The 22,424-nt window shown below is 58.1% G+C and carries 23 protein-coding genes; 13 read left to right on the top strand and 10 right to left on the bottom strand.

Annotation, left to right across the window (positions count from 1 at the left end; translation table 11 throughout):
• Positions 1–751 precede the first annotated feature (751 nt).
• Positions 752–1,153: an H-NS family nucleoid-associated regulatory protein gene (locus tag B3229_RS14810; protein ID WP_048784849.1), complete on the top strand. Its 402-nt coding sequence runs from the start codon at positions 752–754 to the stop codon at positions 1,151–1,153.
• Between the two features lie 67 nt (positions 1,154–1,220).
• Here B3229_RS14810 and B3229_RS14805 read toward each other — a convergent pair whose 3' ends face one another.
• Both B3229_RS14805 and B3229_RS14800 read right to left on the bottom strand, forming a co-directional pair.
• Complete coding sequence (locus B3229_RS14805; protein WP_048784847.1) at positions 1,221–2,522, bottom strand: LLM class flavin-dependent oxidoreductase; 1,302 nt, start codon at positions 2,520–2,522, stop codon at positions 1,221–1,223.
• 39 nt (positions 2,523–2,561) lie between these two features.
• On the bottom strand, positions 2,562–3,635 hold the full coding sequence (locus B3229_RS14800) for an iron-containing alcohol dehydrogenase family protein (RefSeq protein ID WP_286871935.1): 1,074 nt from the start codon (positions 3,633–3,635) through the stop codon (positions 2,562–2,564).
• A gap of 269 nt (positions 3,636–3,904) precedes the next feature.
• Here B3229_RS14800 and B3229_RS14795 point away from each other — a divergent pair, with 269 nt between their 5' ends.
• Positions 3,905–5,206 (top strand): MmgE/PrpD family protein, encoded by a 1,302-nt coding sequence (locus B3229_RS14795; RefSeq protein WP_286871932.1) that lies wholly within the window; start codon positions 3,905–3,907, stop codon positions 5,204–5,206.
• A gap of 10 nt (positions 5,207–5,216) precedes the next feature.
• Here B3229_RS14795 and B3229_RS14790 read toward each other — a convergent pair whose 3' ends face one another.
• Genes B3229_RS14790 through B3229_RS14775 form a run of 4 tightly spaced genes read right to left on the bottom strand, consistent with a single transcriptional unit; the run spans position 5,217 to position 10,097 of the window.
• Entirely contained in the window at positions 5,217–7,499 is a 2,283-nt protein-coding gene (locus B3229_RS14790) for a molybdopterin-dependent oxidoreductase (protein ID WP_286871930.1), read from the bottom strand.
• Positions 7,500–7,523: 24 nt separating this feature from the next.
• A complete protein-coding gene (locus tag B3229_RS14785; protein WP_048784839.1) occupies positions 7,524–8,285 on the bottom strand; it encodes an amino acid ABC transporter ATP-binding protein in 762 nt (253 codons plus the stop codon).
• Positions 8,278–9,204 carry an amino acid ABC transporter permease gene (locus B3229_RS14780; RefSeq protein ID WP_048784838.1) on the bottom strand — a complete coding sequence of 309 codons (927 nt, stop codon included), beginning with the start codon at positions 9,202–9,204 and terminating at the stop codon, positions 8,278–8,280. Before B3229_RS14780 ends, B3229_RS14785 begins: the two co-directional genes overlap by 8 nt.
• Positions 9,201–10,097 carry an ABC transporter substrate-binding protein gene (locus B3229_RS14775; RefSeq protein WP_286871924.1) on the bottom strand — a complete coding sequence of 299 codons (897 nt, stop codon included), beginning with the start codon at positions 10,095–10,097 and terminating at the stop codon, positions 9,201–9,203. The genes B3229_RS14780 and B3229_RS14775 overlap by 4 nt, the downstream gene beginning before the upstream one ends.
• Before the next feature lie 286 nt (positions 10,098–10,383).
• Here B3229_RS14775 and B3229_RS14770 point away from each other — a divergent pair, with 286 nt between their 5' ends.
• The 5 genes from B3229_RS14770 to B3229_RS14750 all read left to right on the top strand — a co-directional run bounded on the left by B3229_RS14770 (position 10,384) and on the right by B3229_RS14750 (position 15,407).
• Positions 10,384–12,528 carry a TonB-dependent siderophore receptor gene (locus B3229_RS14770; protein ID WP_286871964.1) on the top strand — a complete coding sequence of 715 codons (2,145 nt, stop codon included), beginning with the start codon at positions 10,384–10,386 and terminating at the stop codon, positions 12,526–12,528.
• A gap of 233 nt (positions 12,529–12,761) precedes the next feature.
• Positions 12,762–12,965: a hypothetical protein gene (locus B3229_RS14765; protein WP_033748479.1), complete on the top strand. Its 204-nt coding sequence runs from the start codon at positions 12,762–12,764 to the stop codon at positions 12,963–12,965.
• Between the two features lie 187 nt (positions 12,966–13,152).
• On the top strand, positions 13,153–14,409 hold the full coding sequence (locus B3229_RS14760; RefSeq protein WP_277268446.1) for a mechanosensitive ion channel family protein: 1,257 nt from the start codon (positions 13,153–13,155) through the stop codon (positions 14,407–14,409).
• A 203-nt stretch (positions 14,410–14,612) separates the two neighbouring features.
• On the top strand, positions 14,613–14,798 hold the full coding sequence (locus B3229_RS14755) for a general stress protein (protein WP_071997410.1): 186 nt from the start codon (positions 14,613–14,615) through the stop codon (positions 14,796–14,798).
• Positions 14,799–15,149: 351 nt separating this feature from the next.
• A complete protein-coding gene (locus B3229_RS14750) occupies positions 15,150–15,407 on the top strand; it encodes a hypothetical protein (RefSeq protein ID WP_033748473.1) in 258 nt (85 codons plus the stop codon).
• A gap of 16 nt (positions 15,408–15,423) precedes the next feature.
• Here the strand turns inward: B3229_RS14750 and B3229_RS14745 are convergent, their stop codons facing one another.
• On the bottom strand, positions 15,424–16,113 hold the full coding sequence (locus tag B3229_RS14745) for a B3/B4 domain-containing protein (protein ID WP_286871961.1): 690 nt from the start codon (positions 16,111–16,113) through the stop codon (positions 15,424–15,426).
• A 43-nt stretch (positions 16,114–16,156) separates the two neighbouring features.
• Here B3229_RS14745 and B3229_RS14740 point away from each other — a divergent pair, with 43 nt between their 5' ends.
• From B3229_RS14740 to B3229_RS14725, 4 genes are all read left to right on the top strand, one after another.
• Positions 16,157–16,759 carry a helix-turn-helix domain-containing protein gene (locus tag B3229_RS14740; protein ID WP_286871918.1) on the top strand — a complete coding sequence of 201 codons (603 nt, stop codon included), beginning with the start codon at positions 16,157–16,159 and terminating at the stop codon, positions 16,757–16,759.
• A gap of 31 nt (positions 16,760–16,790) precedes the next feature.
• Positions 16,791–17,684, top strand: coding sequence for a dihydrodipicolinate synthase family protein (locus B3229_RS14735; protein WP_286871914.1), 894 nt, complete (start codon positions 16,791–16,793; stop codon positions 17,682–17,684).
• 137 nt (positions 17,685–17,821) lie between these two features.
• Positions 17,822–18,283, top strand: a complete 462-nt coding sequence (locus tag B3229_RS14730; protein ID WP_286871912.1) for a YlaC family protein — start codon at positions 17,822–17,824, stop codon at positions 18,281–18,283.
• A gap of 80 nt (positions 18,284–18,363) precedes the next feature.
• Complete coding sequence (locus tag B3229_RS14725; protein ID WP_286871911.1) at positions 18,364–18,621, top strand: hypothetical protein; 258 nt, start codon at positions 18,364–18,366, stop codon at positions 18,619–18,621.
• Positions 18,622–18,863: 242 nt separating this feature from the next.
• Here the strand turns inward: B3229_RS14725 and B3229_RS14720 are convergent, their stop codons facing one another.
• From B3229_RS14720 to B3229_RS14710, 3 genes are all read right to left on the bottom strand, one after another.
• On the bottom strand, positions 18,864–19,139 hold the full coding sequence (locus tag B3229_RS14720; protein WP_048784829.1) for a biofilm development regulator YmgB/AriR family protein: 276 nt from the start codon (positions 19,137–19,139) through the stop codon (positions 18,864–18,866).
• A 110-nt stretch (positions 19,140–19,249) separates the two neighbouring features.
• On the bottom strand, positions 19,250–19,477 hold the full coding sequence (ycgZ, locus tag B3229_RS14715) for a regulatory protein YcgZ (protein ID WP_048784826.1): 228 nt from the start codon (positions 19,475–19,477) through the stop codon (positions 19,250–19,252).
• 290 nt (positions 19,478–19,767) lie between these two features.
• Positions 19,768–20,076 (bottom strand): hypothetical protein, encoded by a 309-nt coding sequence (locus B3229_RS14710; RefSeq protein ID WP_048784825.1) that lies wholly within the window; start codon positions 20,074–20,076, stop codon positions 19,768–19,770.
• A gap of 414 nt (positions 20,077–20,490) precedes the next feature.
• On the opposite strand from B3229_RS14710, the gene B3229_RS14705 reads away from it, so the two are divergent.
• Together B3229_RS14705 and B3229_RS14700 are read left to right on the top strand one after the other, a co-directional pair.
• On the top strand, positions 20,491–21,663 hold the full coding sequence (locus B3229_RS14705; protein WP_286871908.1) for a diguanylate phosphodiesterase: 1,173 nt from the start codon (positions 20,491–20,493) through the stop codon (positions 21,661–21,663).
• Positions 21,664–21,783: 120 nt separating this feature from the next.
• Positions 21,784–22,416 (top strand): alanyl-tRNA editing protein, encoded by a 633-nt coding sequence (locus tag B3229_RS14700; RefSeq protein ID WP_277268444.1) that lies wholly within the window; start codon positions 21,784–21,786, stop codon positions 22,414–22,416.
• Positions 22,417–22,424: the final 8 nt, after the last annotated feature.

Raw genomic sequence — 22,424 nt, 5'->3', positions numbered from 1 at the left:
GTCAGACGGCGACTGACCAGGCAGACTTTAGGCGCGCAGGCCGCAACCTGAGGCGAGATGACCAAATAAAGCCGTTTCGCTGCTTGCCCCGCTATGCAGGGGATCTATCGCCAGGTCCATAACCGGCGCGATGGCCGGAAAGAGCAGAGATGTTATTAATTCGCTGATTGTCGACTGATTAATATAAGGGACCCTCTACGACCAAAGAAAATTTATTCCAGATTGTGAAATAGTGAAACAACGCGAGCTTTTTAAGCGGAGAAAATAGTTCCGCACGTCACTACCGCCGCGTTGCGCTAAATAGCCGCTAACGCTTGCAAGAGGTAAATATTGCAAAGGTTAATGATAACGCCATGCAAAGAGTGGCTATTTTAATAGGTTTATAACTTGTATTGGCTTATCCATTTGGCGCTATTGTACAGATTACCTGTAAAATAGCGGGAGGATATAGCGATGCAGATGCGTTAACCTGCCTGTTATCAGCAAGATAAGGCCTGTTACGTTTAAAAATAAACGTAAGGCCGCAGCCCGATCGCCTTAACGGCAACCGCGCGTAAACTATTCATCGCCTTCCCACCTTCCTGCTGCGTTATATTTGTGCTTGTATTTTTATGCTAATACATTAACCCGGGTGAGGTAGCAATTGGCTATCAATTTAATGATACTCTCTGTGCTTTAGCTTATTTCCTTTATCTACTTTTTACCGTAAACTGCGCGCTTTACATATTTTGATTCGTTAAGGGTTATATCCATGAGTGATGCGCTGAAAGCATTGAATAATCTTCGTACGCTGCGCGTTCAGGCACGAGAAATTGAGCTCGACGTGTTAAACGAAATGCTCGAAAAGTTCTCTGTCGTTGTCGCAGAACGCCGTGAAGAAGTGAATGCTGAACAAGCCGCGCAAAAAGAAAAAGCGGAGAAGCTGGCGTTGTATAAAGAGATGCTGATGAAAGACGGCATCGATATTTCCGATCTGGCCGAGCTGGCTCAGACCGAAAGCAAACCCAAGGCGAAACGCGCGCCGCGCCCGGCAAAATATAAGTTCACGGATGAAACCGGCGAAACCAAATTCTGGACCGGTCAGGGCCGCACGCCTTCGCCGATCAAAAAAGTGCTGGATGCAGGCGGCTCGCTCGACGAGTTCCTGATCTAATAAGAAAGGCGCTGATATCAGCGCCTTTTTTTATTTCTGCATTGCGGCTTTCTGCGCGGCGGCCAGGTCAGACCTTTGGCAGGCCGAGGTTCTCACGCAGCGTAGCGTAAGCATAGTCGGTCGGAAACAGGCCGCGACGGCGCAGCTCCGGGATCACCAGCTCCACAAACAGATCCAGCTGCTCCGGCATAATGGCCGGCATAATATTAAAGCCGTCCGCGCCGCCCTGCTCCAGCCAGAGCTGGAAGTCGTCGGCGATATCCTCTGCGGTACCGACAATGACCCGGTGCCCGCGCGAGCCCGCTGCGATCGCCGCCAGCTCGCGCAGCGTCAGGTTCTCGCGCTTCGCCATATCGGTCATTAGCTTCACGCGGCTCTGGTTGCCTTCGCCCAGCGGTACTTCCGGCACCGGGCCGTCCAGCGGATAGCTGGAGAGATCCATGCCAAAGCGCAGCGAAAGCTGTTTCAGCCCGTTGTCGATATCCACCAGCGTGTTCAGCTCTTTCCACAGCGCTTTCGCCTCGTCGCGCGTGCGGCCGACAATCGGCATCACGCCCGGCATGATCACCACGTGATCCGGGTTGCGGCCCGCGGCTGCGACCTGCGCCTTCTGCGACTGATAAAACGCCTGCGCCTCTTCCAGACTGGCGGCGGCGGTAAAGACCACTTCGGCGGTTTCGGCGGCGAGCTGCTGCCCGTCGGCGGAGGATCCCGCTTCGATAATCACCGGACGCCCCTGCGGAGAGCGGGTGATATTCAGCGGGCCCTGCACCTGGAAATGCTCGCCAACGTGGTTAATCGGGTTGATCTTGTCGTTAACGAAATACTGGCCCGATGCCGGATCCGGCTGTACCGCGCCCTCTTCCCAGCCTTCCCATAGTTTACTGGTCACCTGCAGAAATTCGCGCGCGCGCGCATAGCGCTCGGCGTGGTTAGGCATATCGTCGCGGCTGAAGTTTTTCGCCACGTCGGCGGAGAACGACGTCACCACGTTCCAGGCGGCGCGGCCGCGGCTGATATGGTCGAGCGACGAGAAGGTGCGCGCCATGGTAAAGGGATCGCTGAAGGTGGTCGACGCGGTGGCGGCCAGGCCGATACGGCGGGTATTAACCGCCACCGCCGACAGCATGGTCAGCGGCTCGAGGCGCGCCATGGTAGAAGGCAGACGATACATGCTGGTCGCCAGCGCGTCGCCGACGAAAAAGAGGTCGAAACGTCCCGCTTCCGCTTTCTGCGCCAGGCGAATCAGCCAGTCGATATCGGTCGGCGCGCCCAGCTCTTCGGTCAGGCGCCAGCCGCTCACGTGATGCCCTACCGGCTGAACGAAAAGACCAAGACGCAGACGATTTTTTGCAGATGAACTGTCCATATTATTTCCCTGATTGCAGTAAGCGCCGTCTTTGGGCGGCTATGAAAAATGATCGGTGGCGATAAGCGCCTGTTCCAGCGCCGCTGGCGACACCTCAAACGGCAGACGCGCCGCGCTGGCCGCCGGAAAACGCACTTCAGCGGCCAGACGATGCAGCGCCGCCGCGCGATCGCCTGCCAGCGTGGGCAGCTTCAGCGGGGCGTCGAAGCGCCGCAGCAGCGCCACCAGCGCCGGGTCCGGTTCGCCGTTGCCCTGCTCCATAAAAGACTGAACCAGCAGGCTGTAGCCGACTTTTTCGCCGTGCAGCCAGTGGTGCAGCTCCGGCAGTCCGGTCAGGCGATTATGAATAGCGTGGGCGTAGCCGGGCGTCGGTAGAGTATCGCGCATACTGTTGGCCAGTCCAGCCAGCACGATATTCGCGTCGATGATGCGCTCCAGCGCAAAGGTCACCTGGCGTTGCCGGTTGGCTTCTACCGCCTCGTCGCCCCACTGCCGATAAGCGTCCACCGCGCGCTGCGCCGCCATGACCTTCAGGTCGAGCGCCAGGCTGTCGGGATTATGGCGCTGATAGGGCCGAAACTCGTACCATTTGGCCAGCGCGTCGACGATGCCCGCTTTCAGGTAGCGCACATCGCTGCGGGCGATAATTTCGCTGTCCACCAGCACCAGCGCCGGCATATTGCGCAGCGGCTGGCTGCGCAGATGCGCGCCCTGCGCATTATAGACAATCGCCACCGGCGACCAGGCGGCGCAGGTGGCGGCCAGCGTGGCAAAGTTAATCACCGCAACCTTATCCAGCCCGTCGCCCGCCGCTTTGGCGCAGTCCAGCACGCGCCCGCCGCCGACGGCCAGAATCGCCTCCGCGCCCTGCTGCGCCGTATTCGCCTGAAGCTGGCTAATCGCCTCGTCGGTGCATTCGCCGTCGAGCAGCTCCAGCTGCCAGCGGATACCCTGACTCTCGAGGCTTTGGGTGAGCTCAGGATTCACCGCCTGCCAGGCGCGCGGTGAGGTGAAAATGCGAAGATGGGTAGCGATGGGACGAATATGTTCTCCGGCCCGCGCGCGGATCCCGGCCTGCTGTAGATAGGCTTGCGGCGATTTGATGGCTAACACGGCTTATCCTGCTGTGGGTCTGTCCCCCGCTAAAAAGGTCGGGTAAACAGAGAGTTAATAAGGTTGCCCATGCGCGTGGCGTATGCAGGGCATAGTACGACAAACGCTAATTTAAGCAACGCCTTATGCGGTCTTGCTTCTTCACAAATTCGCATTAGCTTAGCGATATTTCAGATATAGACAGGAGCGCCTTTGTTGCTACCCTCTGGGTTCTGCTTTTTTATTTCGGAGATGTCGATGCGTTTTTTCCGTTATCTGGCGGCGACGCCGTGAGCCTGACCGCGCAGCTCAGCCAGCCGATTCGCCTGTCACAGCCCGATGACAACGCGCGCCAGCGCGCACGCGAAGGGGTGCAGGATTTTCTCGCCGTAAGCTGGCCGATACTCAACCAGCAGGCGCCGGACAGCGGCTTGCCGCTGCTGAAAACGATTTATGCCGATAGCGGCCCGGCGTCGCGCGCGCTGCTGCTCGGCTACGCCGCGCACGCGCTCGACTATGACGATTTTCACGCCGACTTTCGCGGCCATCCCAGCGTGGTGATCCTGCCTGCGCTGCTGGCGTGGGCGGCGGAGAATGACGCGTTTGACGCAGCGCGCTTTCTGGACGCCTGTATCATCGGCGTGGAGATGGCTGGCCGGCTCGGCCTGGCGATGACGCAAAGCCACTATACGCTCGGCTACCACAATACCGCGTCGCTCGGCACGCTGGCCGCCGCCGCCGCGCTGGCGCGCTTTAGCGGCGCGGACGCGCGGCAGACTGCGGTGCTGCTCGGCATCGCCGCCACCGAGGCAAGCGGCCTGCGCGCCCAGTTCGGCTCGGCGGTGAAGCCGCTGCACGCCGGTTTCGCCGCCGAACGCGCGGTGCGCGCCGCGCAGCTGGCGCTGGCGGGATTCGACGGGCAGGCGGAGGGCGTACTTGAGGCCTTTATTTCGCTGGGCAGCGCGCGTGAGGCGCAGCCTGAAAAGCTGCTGGAAAACTGGGGCGCGCCCTGGCGCATCGTCTCGCCAGGTCTGGAGTTCAAACCCTTCGCCACCTGCGCCGGCACGCACAGCGCGGCGGAGGCGACGCGCGAGATCCGCCAGCGCTGGAGCGGTTCGACGGCAGAGCTGCTGAGCGCTATCGATCGCATAACCGTGGCTTTTCCGCCCGGCGGTGATATCGCCGCCTCGGTGCGCCAGCCGAAAAACGGCATTGAGGCGCGTTTTAGCCTGGAGTATGTCATCGCCGCCATGCTGATTTACGGCGACCTGCGCATGGCAGACTTTGCCGAAGGCGAAGTCAATCCGCAGATTATGGCGCTGGCGGCAAAGGTAGCGCGCCAGCCCGACCAGGATGCGCCACCAGACGCCATCAATCCCGGGCTGCGCTTCCATGAGGTAACGCTGTTTCTCCACGACGGCTCGCTGCTGCGCCAGCGGCGCACCCGTCAGCAGTCGCTGGCGACGCCGGTGGACGTCGCGGGCAAGCTGCGCGCGGCGCTGGACGGGCAGCCCGCGCTGCTGGCCTGCAGTGCCTTGCGCAATGATGAGGATTTGCGCCGCCTGGCGCAGACGCTGATCGCCGCGCTGTAGCGCCCGGCGCTTAGCCCTGCGGCGGCGTAAAGGCGGCGACCGGCGGCGCGTCGCCGATATATTTTCTGACGTTCACCACGGCAATCTGGCCGGTGCAGCCCTGCGCCAGCGCCGAGGTGCCGATATCCTGTGTCAGCACGTTGGGGTTGCCGTGACGGCAGAGCGGCCGCGCCGCGGCGGGATCGACCGGGTCGTACCAGGCGCCGGTCGGCAGCCGCACCACGCCAGGCCTGATCGCCTCGGTGAGCGCGGCGCTCGCCAGCAGGTGCCCGCGCGCGTTGTAAAGCTCAATCACGTCGTTATCGGCGATGCCCAGCCGCTGCGCGTCCAGCGGATGCAGGCTGCAAACCTCGCGCCCGTTGCGCTTGCCGCTGCGGCTGTAATCGCCGAAATCGAGCTGGCTGTGCAGGCGCGTCGCCGGCTGGTTGGCGATCAGCCAGAAAGGATAGCTTGCGGAGGGCTGCTCGCGCGGCGCGCGCCAGACCGGATGGCCGGGACAATCTTCATAGCCGAAACCGGCGATGGCGTCGGAAGCGATCTGAATCTTCCCGGTGGGCGTCGGCAGCGGATGGGCCGTTGGATCGGCGCGAAACGCGTTCATCATGCGGCCGCCATCCTGCAACTGCGGCAGCGTCACCACGCCTTCCTGCCAGAAGGCGGCGAAATCGGGCAGCCCTACCTGATGCACCGCCAGCTTTTCCTGCAGCTGCGCATAGAGATGTTCAAGCCAGCCGCGTGCGTCGCGCCCTTCGGTAAACGCCGCCTCCCGTCCCAGTCGCCGCGCCAGCTCGCTGAATATCTGGTAATCGTCCCGCGCCTCGCCGTACGGGGCCGCCACCGGTTGCATGGCGATAAGATGGCGATCGGTCGGCGCCCCGCCGACATCTTCGCGCTCCAGCGTCATGGTGGCGGGCAGCACGATATCCGCGTGGCGCGCGCTGGCAGTCCAGGCGCTCTCATGGACGATCAGCGTATCGAGACGGCAAAAGGCGTGACGTAGCCGCGCCAGATCCTGATGATGATGAAACGGGTTGCCGCCCGCCCAGTAGGCCAGCCGGATATTGGGATAGGTGAGATGGCGCCCGTTATAGTGAAATTTCTCGCCGGGATGCAGCAGCATATCGGCGATGCGCGCCACCGGAATAAAGCGGTCGATGCCGTTTTTACCCTGCGGCAGCGCCGGAAAGCTCGCCAGATTATGGTGTTTGCCGTAGTGCCCCAGCGCGCCGAGCGCATAGGTAAAGCCGCCGCCGGGCAGGCCAGGCTGCCCCAGCGCGGCCGCCAGCGCCAGTCCCAGCCAGACCGGCTGCTCGCCATGCTGGGCGCGCTGCAGGGCGTGCGCCACGGTGATCAGTACGCGCTTGCCGTGCAGCGCATGCGCCAGCGCGCGAATCTGCGCCGCAGGCAGGTCGCAGAGATCGGCGGCCCAGTCGGCGTCGCGCGCGATACCATCCTCTTCGCCCAGCAGATAGGCTTTGAGCGTCGGCCAGCCGTGGGTATAGCGCGCCAGAAAGTCGTCGTCGGTCAAACCCTGTGTGGTCAGCTCATGCAGCAGCGCCAGCATCAGGGCCGCGTCGGTACCGGGGATCAGCGGCAGCCATTCGTCCCCTGCTTCATCGGGCAGATCGCTTTTCAGCGGGCTGACGGAAATAAAGCGCGTGCCGCGTCGGGCAGCGCGCTGCATAAAGCCGCGCTCGGTGTGCTCGCTAAGGCCGCCGCTCGCTACCTGAGAATTTTTCAGCGCCAGCCCGCCGAACGCCAGCACCACTTCGCTGTGCGAAGCGATCGTCTCCCAGCTCACGCCGCGCCGCGCAATCTCATTCATATCGCCGACGATATGCGGCAGCAGCACCGAGGCCGCGCCGGAGCTGTAGCTGTTGACCGAGCGTACATAGCCGCCCATCACGGTATTCAGAAAGCGGTGCACCTGACTTTGCGCATGGTGAAAGCGTCCGGCGCTCGACCAGCCGTAAGATCCGCCGAAAATGCCGGCCGGGCCGTAACGTTCTCCGACGCGCCGCAGTTCCTCCGCCACCCGCGCGTAAGCCTCTTCCCAGCTCACCGCCACGTAGCTGTCCAGACCGCGACGCGCGTCGGGACCCGGCCCGTTCTCCAGCCAGCCGCGCCGTATCATCGGGCGCGCCACGCGCGCCGGATGCGCGAGCGCGTTGTGCAGATTCGCCAGCAGCGGGCTGGGATCGGGGTCGGCGCTAAAAGGGGTAATCGTCAGGCTGTCGCCGTCGCGGCGCGCGCGAAATGCGCCCCAGTGGGCGCTGTGCATACTGTCGGTCATGGTCGTCCTGCGGAGAAATGGCGCTCAGAGCACCGTTGCGATGAAGTTGCGCACGCGTCCGTTGTTGGGATCGTCAAGCACCTGCTGCGTCGGCCCGGCGGCAACGATCCGGCCGCTCTCCATAAACACCAGGGTATCGGCGATTTCGCGCGCGAAGCCGATTTCGTGCGTAACGATCACCATGGTGATGCCGGAGTGCGCCAGCTGCTTAATTACCTGCAGCACTTCGCCTACCAGCTCGGGATCGAGCGCCGAAGTCGGCTCGTCAAACAGCAGCACGCCGGGATCCATCGCCAACGCGCGGGCGATGGCGACACGCTGCTGCTGCCCACCCGACAAATTTTGCGGCCACTCCTCTTCTCGGCCCGCCAGCCCAACCTGCTGCAGCAGCGCGCGCGCTTTTTCCAGCGCCTGCTGTCGCGGCGCCTTTTTCACGCGTATCGGCGCGTCGGCGATGTTTTGCAGCACCGTGCGATGAGGAAAGAGATTGAACTGCTGAAACACCATGCCGATGTCGCGGCGCTGGCGCGCCACCTCGCCGCTGCTCAGCTCATGCAGCGTCTGTCCTTTTTGCCGGTATCCCACCAGCTCGCCGCCGATGCGGATGGTGCCGCCATCCAGCTTTTCCAGGTGATTAATGCAGCGCAGCAGCGTCGACTTGCCCGAGCCGGACGGCCCGAGGATCACCGTCACCGAACCGGCCGGAATATCCAGATCGACCTCATCAAGGACGGTGACGCCGGAAAAGCGTTTGGTCACGTTACGCAGGGCAATTGCCTCAGCCATGGGTGATACTCCTTTCGCTGCGCGTCGGCGTAAAGCCGTTGAGCAGGCTGCGCCACAGGGTGTTCGACTGACCGCGCGATACGCCGCGCGAGAAATAGCGTTCGACATAGAACTGTCCGACCGACAGCACCGAGGTCATCAGCAGATACCAGAGCGTCGCTACCAGCAGCAGCGGGATCACCTCATAGGTGCGCTGATAGATGATCTGCGCGGAAAAGAGCACATCCTGCAGCGAGATCACCGACACCACCGCCGTGGTTTTTAGCTGGCCGATCACCTCATTGCCTGCCGGCGGCAGAATGGCGCGCATCGCCTGCGGCAGAATGGTGAAGCGGAAGATCTGCGCCGGGCGATAGCCGAGCGCGCGCGCCGCCTCAAGCTGCCCGTTGCCGACGCTCTGGATGCCGGCGCGCACGATCTCCGCCGCGTAGGCGGACTGGTGCATCACCAGCGCGATAACGGCGGCGCTGAACGGGCTAACCAGCGCGTTGGACTGGGCGCTCCACAGCTCGCCGACGCCCGGCAGCGACAGAGAGAGAGTGGGATAGAGCGCGGCGATGTTGTACCAGAGAAACAGCTGCACCAGCATCGGCACGCCGCGAAAGAACCAGGTATAGGCCCAGCTTACCGCCACCAGTACCGGATTCGAGGAGATCCGCATCAGCGCCAGCACCGTGCCGAAGGCGAACCCCAGCACCACCGATATCGCCGTCAGCTGCAGGGTCATTAAAACCCCCTGCAGAATCGACGCTTCGGTAAAGTTGTCGGCAATAACGCCCCATTCGAAGCGTGGGTTATTGATCATCGAGTGGGCCATTGCCACTACGCACAGCAGCACCAGCAGCGCGCTCAGCCAGCGGCCATAGTAACGTTTGCCGACGATGCGCAGCTCCTCAGCGCGATGCGGTTCCGGGTTCACTGGAAGATCTCCTGATTACGTTTCGCCTCTTTCACCGCGCCGAAGCCGATCTCCCAGCGATCGAGGATCTTCTGGTAGCTGCCATCTTTGATCAGCGAATTGAGCGCCGCCTGCACCGCAGGCTCCAGCGGTGCATCCTTCGGGAAGGCCACGGAAACCGGCGCATCGTTGACGCTGATCTCGCCGCTCATGGTCAGCGGTTTGATCAGCTTCACCTGCCAGGTCAGCCCCTCGTAAGGCCCGAAGAACATCGGCACGCGTCCGCTGACCACCGCCTGTACGCCAGCCGGACGATCCGGGAAAACGGCGATTTTAATCGGCGGCTTGCCTGCGCTTTCGCAGGCTTTGCTCGCCTCTTCGAGACGGGTGATTTGCGTGGTGCCAGCCCCCGCGCCGACCTCTTTGCCGCAGACCGCGTCGAAGGTGGTGAACGGCGCGATACTGGCGCTTTTCAGAGAGATAATGCCGAGGCGGCTGGCGTTGTAGTAGCCGACGAAATCGACCTGCTTCAGGCGCGCCTGGGTGGCGTTGATATTGGAGAGCGCCACATCGTAGCGGCCGGTTTTCAGGCCGGGAATGATATTGTCGAAGCCGCCGGTGTCGCGCCACTGCACCGCGACGCCAAGCCGTTCGCCGACGGCGTTCATTACGTCGATTTCGCGCCCCGCCAGGGTTTTGTTGTCTTCTTTATAGAAGGTGGTCGGCGGCGTGTTGGGGTTAGTCCCGGCGACAATATAGCCGCGCTGCAGGATAGCGGCAGGCACCAGGCTTTTCAGCGCGGGATCGGCCTGCACATGCAGCGAACTGTCGGTCGGCACCGAGGTTTCAGCGGCTATCGCGCCCTGCGCGGCCAGAGCGAGAGCGATAAAGGTGACGCCTTGCGTGAGTTTCACGGGGATCTTTCTCCTGATCAAATAAAACCCCTTGCGGGAAAAGTGGATATGTATCCAAACGGCCAGACGGCTTCATTCTCAAGGAGGAGAGGCAGGCTTAACAAATGCGAAAAAACGCTAAGTATTGCCGGAATAGGCATGAAGCAATGTAAATATGCTGACGCTATCTATACAATGAGAATCATTATCACTATCATGCGCATTTACTTACACTCATTAACGTATCAGGGAGAAAGTTTAAGTGAATGTAACGGTAGATTTCAGAAAGCGCCCTTGCGCCCTGCTGATGGTCGGCATGCTGAGCGCCACCGGCGTCGGCGCGGCGGAAGAGACAGAAAAGCTGGCTGACGACGAGACGATGCTGGTCACCGCCGAGCAGATCCTCAGGCAGCAGCCCGGCGTCTCCACCATTACCGCCAAAGATATTGAAAAAAGCCCGCCGGTGAACGACCTCTCCGACATCATCCGTAAAATGCCCGGCGTCAATCTGACCGGCAACGGCGCCAGCGGTAGCCGCGGCAACAACCGCCAGATCGATATTCGCGGCATGGGGCCGGAAAATACCCTGATCCTGATTGACGGCGTGCCGGTTTCCTCGCGCAACGCGGTGCGCTACAGCTGGCGCGGCGAACGCGATTCGCGCGGCGACAGCAACTGGGTACCGCCGGAAATGGTGGAGCGTATCGAGGTGATCCGCGGCCCGGCGGCGGCGCGCTACGGCTCCGGCGCGGCGGGCGGCGTGGTGAATATTATTACTAAACGGCCCACCAACGACTGGCACGGCTCCCTTTCTCTGTTTACCAACCAGCCCGAAGACAGCAAAGAGGGTGCGACCAAACGCGCCAACTTCAGCCTGAGCGGGCCGCTGGCGGGCGACGCGTTGACGATGCGCCTCTATGGCAACATCAATAAAACCGACGCCGACGCCTGGGACATTAATACCGCGCAGAACGGCTCCTATGCCGCGGGTCGCGAAGGCGTACGTAATAAAGATATCAACGGCGTGCTCTCCTGGAAGATAACCCCAGAGCAGATCCTTGATTTCTCATACGGCTACAGCCGTCAGGGCAATATCTACGCCGGCGACACGCAAAACAGCAACGGCAATAACAGCGCCAACGGGCTGGTTGAGTCGCTGGTCGGCAGCGAAACCAACCGTCTTTACCGCCAGTCTTACGGCCTGGCGCACAACGGCATCTGGGACTGGGGCCTGTCGAAGCTGACGTTCAACTACGAGAAAACCAATAACACGCGCCTGCAGGAAGGCACCGGCGGTAGCGTGGAAGGAATGATCAACAGCGATAAATTCGCCACCAGCCGTCTGGAGAGCTACCGCGGCAACGCGGAGATTAACTTCCCGCTCGACTGGCTGCGCGATCAGACGGTAACGCTGGGCGCGGAGTGGAACCATGACAAGCTGAACGATCCCGCCTCGATGCAGGCCGCCAACCAGGCAGGCGTCAATATCGGCGGCGTCAGCGGCAACGCGGCGGATCGCAGCAGCAAGAACAGCGCGACCCTCAGCTCGCTCTACTTCGAGGATAATATCGCCGCGACCGACTCGACCGAGATCATTCCCGGCATCCGCTTCGACTATCACAACAGCTTCGGCGCCAACTGGAGCCCGAGTCTCAACCTGTCGCAGGGTCTGGGAGACTACTTTACGCTTAAGGCGGGTATCGCTCGCGCCTTCAAAGCGCCGAACCTCTATCAGTCCACCGAAGGCTATCTGCTCTCCACGCGCGGCAACGGCTGTCCGAAAGATATCGCGTCAGGCAGCTGTTATCTGCTGGGCAGCGACGATCTTGAGCCGGAAGTGAGCGTCAATAAAGAGCTGGGCATTGAGTTCACCCATCAAGGCTATGTGGCGGGCATCACCTGGTTCCGCAACGATTATAAAAACAAGATCGTCTCTGGCCGCGAGCGTGTAGGCATCGCCTCTAACGGCTATAACATTCTGCGCTGGGAAAATGGCGGCAAAGCGGTGGTCGAAGGGCTGGAAGGCAACCTGACGGTGCCGCTGATCGCCGATACGCTGGAGTGGCGCAGCAACGCCACCTATATGCTGAAGTCGGAAGATAAAGAGACCGGCAATCCGTTGTCGATTATTCCCAAGTACACCATCAACTCGCAGCTTGAGTGGCAGATGACGCGCGACCTTTCCGGCAATATCAACTGGACGATGTACGGCCGCCAGAAGCCGCGCGAGTTTTCCGAATCGCGGCTGGAGGTGAACAATCTGTCGCAGCGTGAGGTTGGCGCCTACTCGGTGCTGGGCCTTAACCTTAATTACGACCTGACGAAAAACCTGCGCGCCAACGCGGGCGTCAGCAATCTGCTCGATAAGCGGCTCTATCGCGAGAACGCGGGCGCGTCGACCTATAACGAGCCCGGTCGCGCCTGGTACGCCGGCGTGACGTACAACTTCTGACCGGCCCTGCCGCCGCCGTTGCGCGACGCATTTGCGCGACGGCGGACAGTCGGTGAAAGATTGCTGATTTAACCTGATGTAAAGCGAGGCGCGTGGGGTTATGATGCTGCCGCTGCGGGTCATGCGTCGTCACTATCCGCCGCGCCTTGCGGGAAAAAGCAGACAGATGCACAGGCGCGGGTTTCGACGCCAGGCTACGCTGAATAAACCCGTAATTCAGGAGAGTAAAGCCCGTGAAATTTGAAAATCAGGATGCGTTTAAACTGGCGGTGGCTTATATGGAGCGTAAAGAGAATGTCACCGGCATTACCGTCTACTTTAAATCCTTTATCGAGACCTACCAGAAATTCGATCGCTGGCTGAGCGCCGCCGATCCGGTGCAGGCTGTCGAAGAGGAGAAAAAAGCGGCTAAAGCCAATCCGGATTCTCTGCTCTGACGCGCCGCGCGACGGGATAAGACAGTTAGCTTTCCCTCAGTCTTAACCCGTCGACATGGCGCCCCTCGCCCGGCTCCGTCTGGGCGTTGTCCTCTTGCCGTTGCCCCTTAGCGACGCATTCGTCGCTTATCATCCGCCTCTGTTTTATGCTTAACTTTCGCTCTACCTTTTTCAGTACGTGGTAAAAATGCACTATTTTAACGATCTAATGGGCTTTATTGAGGGGAACGTCGCGCTTTCCGCTACCTTCAATATTATTATGCTGATCCTCGCCGGCATGGTTGCGCATCTTGTCTGCAAATTCTTCGTGGTCAAAGTGGTGCGCAAAGTCTTTTTCAGCACCCATAAAAGCGACGTGCCGCTGGATAAGGATGTCAGGATATCGGAAAAGCTCTCCAACTTTATTCCGGTTATCACCGTCTATTATCTGCTGCAGTTTATGCCCGAACTGCCTGAGCATCTGCAAATCGCTATCAGAACGCTGTGCGGCATTCTGTTCTTCGTCTATTTATCGCTCTTTTTTAATGAAGTGCTGGAGATCGTCAACAACTCCTATTCGAAAAAATCGAAGCGTAAAAATCATTCGATTAAAGGCTATATTCAGGTCGGCAAAATTCTGGTGCATATTTTATCGGCGATTATGATCCTGGCGATCATGTCGAATAAATCGCCGGTGATTATTATTTCCAGCCTGGGTGCGGCGGCAGCGGTATTAATGCTGGTTTTTCAGCATACGCTGCTGTCGCTTGTGGCCAATATTCAGGTCTCTTCTAACGACGTGCTGCAGCTCGGCGACTGGATAGAGATGCCGGATAAAAATCTTAGCGGCGAAGTCACCGATATCGCCCTGCATACCATTACTATCCGCAACTGGGATAACACCATCTCCCGCATTCCCACCAAAAATTTCCTGACGGAAACCTACACCAACTGGCAGGCGATGTTTTCGTCGGGCGCGCGGCGCATTATGCGCAGCTTTTATCTCGATCTCGATTCGGTCACCTTTGTGAATCAGGAAATGCTGCAGTCGATGACCCAGCTGCGCGGCGTCAGCGAACCGCTTTCGGTGCTGCTCGACGGGCGCGACATCAGCGCCGTGGGCGATCGCTGGTTTATTGAAAACGGCATGACCAATCTCACCGTGTTCCGCCACTACCTGACCGCCTGGCTGGCGCAGCGCGACGACATTCGCAAGGATATGTATATCGTGGTGCGCGCGCTCAAACCCTCGCCGGACGGACTGCCGATCGAGGTCTACTGCTTTACCTCGTCGACGCTGTGGGCCGACTATGAAAATTCGCAGTCGGCGATTTTCGAGTATATCTACGCCGTCGCCGGGATCTTTTCGCTACGCATTTATCAGCACCCTTCCGGCTCCGATTTCTGGCGTCTTTCGCGCGATCGCGCGCAGGCGTCTGAGGAAAATCGCTCGCCTTTCGCCTGAATACGTTAGGGTTTTCAGACAGACTCACCTTGCTTTTTTTCATGCCGCTGCGCGCAGCGGCACCCTCCGCTTTTTAATTAACTTCGCGAAAAATAAGCATCTTTTGCTGCGGCATTCGCTTGCTTAAGCGTAACGCCGGGCTACGCTTAAAGGGTGACTAGCTAGTCCTTTTATCTAATGGAACATTGATAGGAGTTCTTTCTATGACACAACAGAAGTACAGAGGCGGCGCTGGTAATTTTGCTAACGATCCGGATCGAGCCAAAGAAGCGGGCAGTGCAGGAGGCAAAGCCAGCGGAGGCAATTTCAGAAACAATCCTGACAGAGCCAGGGAAGCCGGCCGGAAAGGTGGTCAGAAAAGCCGTCGCCCGCCAGGTAATTCTGAGTAAGGTGCCTTTAGGAATGTTGTTCGCCATGGAATGGCGGTTTCCTTTATCTCTTCAGACACGCATAAAAAAGGCCGCCCGAAGGCGACCTGACAGAATACGCGTGCCCCATCCGGCGCTTATCTCCGGCACTCGCAATGGCTTAGCTCTTGAAGGGGCGTAAGAATAGTCTCATAAATTTCACCGTGCGCTTTAACCTTTCTTGCTCATGAAACTATTAGCCTGCTAACAGATCATGGCGAGACGAACGGATCGCTTCTGCTTCTTTCACGCCTCTCCCCCCTTTTATAGCTACACTAAAGTCATCGCTGGCGTTTTTTGCCGCGCAGTTCTCTCCCTGATGAGGTCAAGCTTATGCCGTCCGGACAGTTCTATATACTCGATAAGCCTGAGCTTTCTTTTAGCTGCAACTACCATCTCGATAGCGTTGCCGATCGCGCGTTTGAGTCGCGCATGCTGCTTGAGATCCAGAAAGAAAACCAGCCGGTTGAAGTCTTCGCGCCGCTCAGCATTGGTCAGGATATGGTATTCGTTTCGCCCAGCGGCGAAGCGAAAAACCTCTATTTGATCAGCGAAACCGATACCCACTTTATTTTTTCTTCTCGCGCCTGAGGGCGCCGTTCGGGGTTTATATCGGTCCAAGCAGCGTCAACTCGCACTCCGCACCGGGCATGATGTTATCCAATCCGTCGGTCAGCATCTGCCCGGCAGCGTAGAGCGCCTCAAGCGGCATTTGCGGCAGGCTTTCAAGAATGAACCACATTCTCCGATCCGTTACGCTCAGGCGGGTTCGGACCCCCTGCCGCCAGTTCCAGCGGCGGCAGGTCACCCCCAGTTCGTCACGCCAGATGACTTCGCCAGCCTCAGGCGTTTCAACGGCAGGCTGCCCATCTTTGAAGGTATCGAACGTTTCTGTGCCGTCAGCGATAACCAACTCTGGCGTACCGACGTAGGCGGCAAGATTCTCTCCCCCAACCGGAATGGCGTAGCGCAAGCTGACCGCATTATAGAGATCGACGACTGGATCCAGCGACGCCATGCCGCCGTCACGAATAACGCGTTTACGTAACGCCTCTGCCGAGCATGGCGTGCGTTTAGGTTTCGCGCCAAAAGTTCGAAACACCTCGCTCCAGGCGTCTAAATGCGCATCTGCCCAGTCCGGTTTACCGGCAAGCACCGCTGCGCAAGCTTCGCGCAGCGCCTTAGTGCCGATCTGCGGAGAGCGTACGGCTGCAACCTTTACCACAATGCTTAATGCGCGGAAACCTGGCGCGATATGACGGATATCTGAACTGATTGACGGCACCATTGAAGCGATCTCATAATCTATTAATGACTAATTTATTGCATAATATCGACCGATGAACAAAAAAGTCAATATAACGACCGAAGCAGGCGCCGATGCAGCGGCGGTGAACGAAGCGATTTCCGCGCGGATCAAGCTTTACCGCGGTCAAAAAAAATTATCGCTGGATGAGCTGTCGCGCCGGGCGGGCGTCAGTAAAGGGATGCTGGTGGAGATCGAGGCCTGCAAGGCTAATCCCAGCATTGCGCTGCTTTGTCGGCTCGCGGCGGCGATGGGCGTCTCTGTCGCCGATATTGTTGACGTCGCCAGCGATCCAAAGGTGCACATTCTTCAGCCTGAACAGATCCCCTTACTGTGGCAGGGAGAACACGGCGGAAGCGCCAGATTGCTGGCGGGCACCAGTGGACCCAATATGGTTGAGCTGTGGCGGTGGGAGCTTTATCCGGGGGACATATTTACCTCTCCTGGACATCCGCCGGAAACCACTGAGCTGTTGCATGTGACGGCCGGGACGCTGTTGTTAACGGTAAATGGCGACGCTTTTACTCTTGAGGCGGGCTATTCAGCTGTGGCCGCCACCGATACGGCGCATAGCTACGCCTGCGCCGGCGATGAGCCGCTCATTTTTACTATGACGGTGCATGAAAAAGCGCGCTGACGCGCGTGGACTGAATAAACTGGAGCTCGCTATGTTTACCGGACTGAGCGCTTTTCCCCTGACGCCTGTGACCGCGTCGGGCATTGATGAAAAAGGATTCACTCGCATCCTTGCGCGGCTTACGGCGGCCAACGTCGACGCTATCTGTGCGCTGGGTTCGACGGGTAGCTACGCTTATCTGACGCGGCAGCAAAGAGCACGCGTCGCGACGCTGGCGGTTGAACAGGCCGAAAAGATTCCGGTGATGATTTGTATCGGCGCCGTCAGCACTTCTGAAGTACTGCATCTGGCCAATGACGCGCAGCGCGCAGGCGCCCGCGCGCTGCTTTTGCCGCCGGTAAGCTATCAAAAACTGAGCGAAGATGAAGTGTTTAGCCTGTTTGAAACGGTATCGCGCCACGTCTCAGTGCCAGTTTGTGTTTATGACAATCCCGCTACGACGCATTTTACCTTTTCTTCCGACCTTTATCGGCGTATCGCCATGCTCTCTTACATAGAGTCAGTAAAAATTCCTGGCGTACCGGCCGAGGCGGAACAGGCGCGCAGCCATATTAATCAGCTGCGCGCCCTGCTGCCTCGGCGGATCAATATTGGCGTCAGCGTAGACGCTGTTGCCGGGATAGCGCTCAATGCGGGCTGCGATCTCTGGTATTCCGTCTGCGGCGGGCTTTTTCCGCAGACGGCGAAGGCGATTACCGTCGCCGCCGCCCAGGGCGATCGTGCGCGCGTCACCCAACTCTCCGCGCGGCTGAGTCCGCTGTGGGCGCTCTACCGCAAGCACGGCGGGAGCATTCGCGTGATGGCGGCGGCGGCGGGCGTGTTGGGCGTGACCGATCCTGATTGCCTCCCTCGTCCGCTCCAGCCGCTTTCAATCGCACACCAGGCCGAAATCGCTGCGGTTATCTCGGCACTGGAGCTCTCCTGATACATTCTTGCAGACGTCGCCTCACGCAAAGCGGTCAGGCCGTAATTAGCCTGACTGGCCTTGGGCTTTATTTGCGGTGTCTAATCAAACGCGATTCATCTATACTTTTGGGGTTATTTTTAGCAGAGAGTGGTTACATGTATAGCGAATTAGAAAGCCTGTTGCAGCAAGAGTTAGACCAAATAAACCGCGCTGAAAATCGCAATGACCGACCCTATTTTGACGTTTCCTTTATTAAGCAATATCCAGGCCTGTATGGCCTGATGTGCTTTCTGTTTGTGATTACCATGGGCGTGCTGCTTTATTCCTCATCCTTCGGCACCATTGAATATATTGTCTGCTGCGCTATTTTCGCCGTCTGTAATTTCTTCTTCTTTTTCCATATCAATCCCGCCTACAAGGTAAAAGATATTGACAGAGGCGCGCTGAAAAATTGCTATACCGGCGACTGGTATATGGAAGTCCACGTACGCGACGCTTTTATTCAGTCGCTGCTTGCCGGCGACGTGCTTAGTGTCGACGAGAAGGCGCGCTTAAAGCGCCAGTACGACAAGAAAGGCTACCTTTACTTTGCGGATATCTACCGCCTCAGACGCTAGTTTAGAGAGAGCACAGGATGCCCTGCAGTTCGCTATTCCTGTGCTAAGCTTTTTCCAGGTTTCAGGCGAGACGAGTAAATATGGAAAATAATTCAAACGAGAAGATGACTAATATTGTTATTGGCGAAGCCGTTATGCAGCTGGTGAGCGCGGGCGCCGATATCTCCTGGCGCGCAGTAACGGAAACGCTGCAGCTTCACCTTAAAATGGAGCAGGACAGCGAGCGCCTGATGGCGATGCGCCATGCGCTCAATCAGGTGCATGACGAACTGCGCGCGCACTACGGAACGCACGGCTCGCTGACGGGTCTTCCGTCGGCGGAAAGATTCCTGCACTAAGGCGTTATTCGCCAATGCCCTCTCCTTCGCTCTCAGAAAATTCCTTTTCTTATCATAGAGACTTTCGCTCACGCGCTCGCGTGCCAGGCTAAAGAGAGTGAAATAAACGATAACAGGAGAGAGTGATGAAAATCTGGATTGCCGTTTCCCTTGCCGCCGCGGTGAGCTGTTCAGTTATGGCGTCGCAGGGTCAGTTTGAAACGGCTGCGCCGACGCCCGCAGGCTCGACGGCGCATCGCTGATTAGATTCCTTCGTCGTCCGGCGTGCGTCCTACCACGATTTCCAGGCAGTGACGCAGTACATCAAGATGCACCACGTCGGTGGTGCTCTCCAGTTCAGCGATAAGATAAATAATGATCGCTTTGCTGGTGACGCGTTTTCCGTGTATCACGATATCGCGAATCACGGCATCCAGCACGCGAGACTCTGCTTCCAGACGATCGCCCGCTTCGCGGAAGTGATGAATAATGTCGGCTTCGGCAGACGCGTTGCGCTGAGCATTCTGTTGAGTTTGCATGTTGTGTTCTTATAGTATGGCCCGCGAGAGTCATGCGCAGCGCCGTCAGAAAGAGTGGTGCTCAGGCCAGAGCGCGCGGCTTGACCTGAATAAATGAGTTCGCCAGGCGATTAGCGGCTGAACAGCATGCCGATAAGCAGATGAAGCTGCTGCTCTTCCTCAGGCCCCGTGGCCTGCTCCAGACGACGGATTAAACGCGAGCAGAGCGCCTTACGGTTAAGATTCTGACCAGCACGCAGGATCTCGGTGACAACCTGACCCAGCGTTTCCTGCTGCGACGGCAGCGTAGCGTCGCTCATATAGCGAACGGTATCTGAAATTACGACGTTCTGGCGCATGGTAAACCCTCTGCGTTAACAAGCGATTAATTAGTGGTCATCAAAACCTGTAGTAAAGTTATACAACTCTCTTAAAGTTGTACAGCTATTGCGTTGTTGTACAGGTCTTATTTTTGTGCAAAAAGTGCTAAACCACCTGCAAAGCCCGTTTTTACGGGCTTTCGGCGTCTTAAAAGGGCTCAGGTAAAGTTGTACAACTTTGCAGGTGGGGAATCAGGCGCAGATAAAACAGGTGTCATCCCTGACAGCGATCTCCGGCCGGGACGCGTCAGACGCGCCCGATAATGAGGTTACCTTTCATCGTCGTTTTCCGGCCGGAGCCGGATGACGTCCTCGCTGTGTCTTCCATCATCTTCCCGCCCTGCCACCGTTAGCCAGTGCAGTTCGGATCGATCCCGGTTGTCATGATGCTGATAGCTCTTCAGCCAGCGTCTGGCCTCAGAGATGGCCGTTAGCCTTGCGGCGTGGGTTTCATTTTCAGCCATCCGACTCAGCTCAGCGATGAGTGTCTCAACGCTTATTTCTTTCTCACCGAGAGCCAGGCTGATAACAGCTTCGCCGATAATGGCGTGACCTTTCTCATCGTTGTGAAATAACACGTAATCTCCTCCGTTTGCGAATTTTGCATAACCTCATTTGTCAGTTTAGTTATCACAAACCTGTACAGATTTTTATTTTTGTAAAGAGTTGCCGTTTGGCTTAAAAAACCGACGCTGAGAGCAGGGTAAAAAGTTGTAAAAACTGCAATTTATCCACAAGCGAAGCGGTAGCTTAGAATAAATCTTAGGTTAAAATATTTAAACATATACAATACAATAACTTAAAAGAAAGTTAATTTATTTTTTCTCACGACTGATAGGGAAAAAGCAGTGTAGTTATCTTTTTTATTCAGCCGCCCTCGCCACAATTCGCAGGATTAATCCTGTTATCGCACAAATTACTCAGTGTTAATTGGCGTTAGCCTGCCTGTAGCTGTTAATGTGGCGGCGACAATCACGATAAACGGAGCATTCATGCTTACAACAATAATTTACCGCAGCCATCTCTCTGACGAGGTGCCTGTAAAATCCCTTCCTGGCATGGTGGAAAAAGCCAGCCAGCTGAATGCGTCCCATAAAGTGACCGGCATTCTGCTGTTTAACGGCACCCACTTTTTCCAGATCCTGGAAGGGCCGGAGGCGGGCGTGCTGGATATTTATAGCCGTATCTGCGCCGACAAGCGCCATCACAACGTTGTAGAGCTAATGCGCGACTATTCGCCGTCGCGCCGTTTCGGCAACGCCGGTATGGAGCTGTTCGATCTGCGCGAGCATGAACGCTCCACCGTTCTGCAGGCGGTGCTGGATAAGGGCACCTCGCGCTATCGCCTCACCTACGACGATCGCGGCTTACAGTTCTTACGCACCTTTGTCGAGTCGCGCGAAAAAGAGAACTATTTTGAAGTGCCGCCGGTTGAATACTGGGACTTTATTGCCGATCAGACCGGCGCCTCAGACTCCTGGCCCGCCAATCACGGCGTGACCTTTAAACCAGTTATCGACCCGCTGGGTCGTCAGGTCACGGCGATTGAAGCTATCGCTACGCTGAATGGAGAGGTCGCGCTTGAAGGTTTGCCGAAATATCAGGCCAGCCTGAACGCCGCCAGACAGGCTTTCGACCAGGCGGGCAGAGCCTGCCCGGAAGGCATGCCGCTCTACGTCAGCCTGCTGCCGATGACGCTGGTCGCCATTCCTGAGGCGGTGCGCATTATTGTGGATGAGATCCGTCGCGCCGGACTGGTGCCGGAGCAGGTGATTATTGGCGTCAGCGAAACCGAGGTCATTTCTCAGCTCGATGCGTTTTCGATTGCGGTGAGACAGCTCAAGGAAGCGGGCATCAGTCTGTCGATCGATAACTTCGGCGACGGTTCGGCAGGGCTTTCCATGCTGACCCGCATTCAGCCCGACCGTATTCGTATCGACGCGGGCATTATTCGCGACGTACACCGCAGCGGCCCGAGGCAGGCGGTGGTTCAGGCGATTATCAAGTGCTGCTCCGCGCTGGAAATCACCGTTATCGCCGCCGGCATTGAACGTCCGGAAGAGTGGATGTGGCTGGAAGCGGCAGGCGTAATCAACTTCCAGGGCCGTCTGTTCAGCGATACCGGCGCCGCCGTCGCCTGGCCGGAGCTGCGCGAAGCGATTTAACGGATTGCCCGTCGAGCAGGGATGCTCGCACACGACCTTCTCTCCCCGCCTCCTCGTCCTTTTTTATTCCACGCAGACTCAGTATGCTGCTTCCTGTCTTTCCTTTTTACAGGAGTTGCCGTGACTGAAAAACGCTATTACGCCAGCGATGCGCTTGAGACAGAAAGCCACGTGATAAGCTGCACGCCGCAGAGCGACGATCGTTTCTGCGTCATTCTTTCTGCCACGCTGTTCCATCCGCAGGGCGGCGGACAGCCCTCTGACAGAGGCACGATTAACGGCGTAAACATGCTGCAGGCGGTGCAGGACGGCGACCAGGTGCTTCATTTCACGGATGGGCCGCTGGAGACGGGGCCGGTGCGGCTAAAAGTTGACGCCGGGCTGCGCGCGCTCCACTCCCGCTACCACTCAGCTGGCCATCTTATTGGTCTGGCGGGAGAGAAATATGGCTGGCTGGGCGTAAAGGGAAACCATAAGCCGGGCGAAGGACGCATCGTTTTTGAAGCCGTCGCCCCCTTAACGCCCATCACACTTGAGGAGCTTAATGCCGATGCGGCGGCGCTGGTTCAGCGTGGCGACTGTCGCGTTATCACCGACGCGGCGGGTAAACGTATGGTGACCTGGGGCGATCTCAAACCCTATGCCTGCGGCGGCACCCATGTGCAGAATACGCTGGAGATCGGCAACATTCGTATCCTTAAGCTCAAAGAGAAAAAAGGCCAACTCTCGGTTCAGTATGAGCTTGATGCCTGATCCGGCTG

This window comes from Pantoea sp. UBA5035 (assembly GCF_002415245.1).
Classification (GTDB): domain Bacteria; phylum Pseudomonadota; class Gammaproteobacteria; order Enterobacterales; family Enterobacteriaceae; genus Pantoea; species Pantoea septica.
The sequence above is the reverse complement of the archived record's forward strand: the minus strand, read 5'-3'. Positions and strand labels throughout refer to the sequence as shown.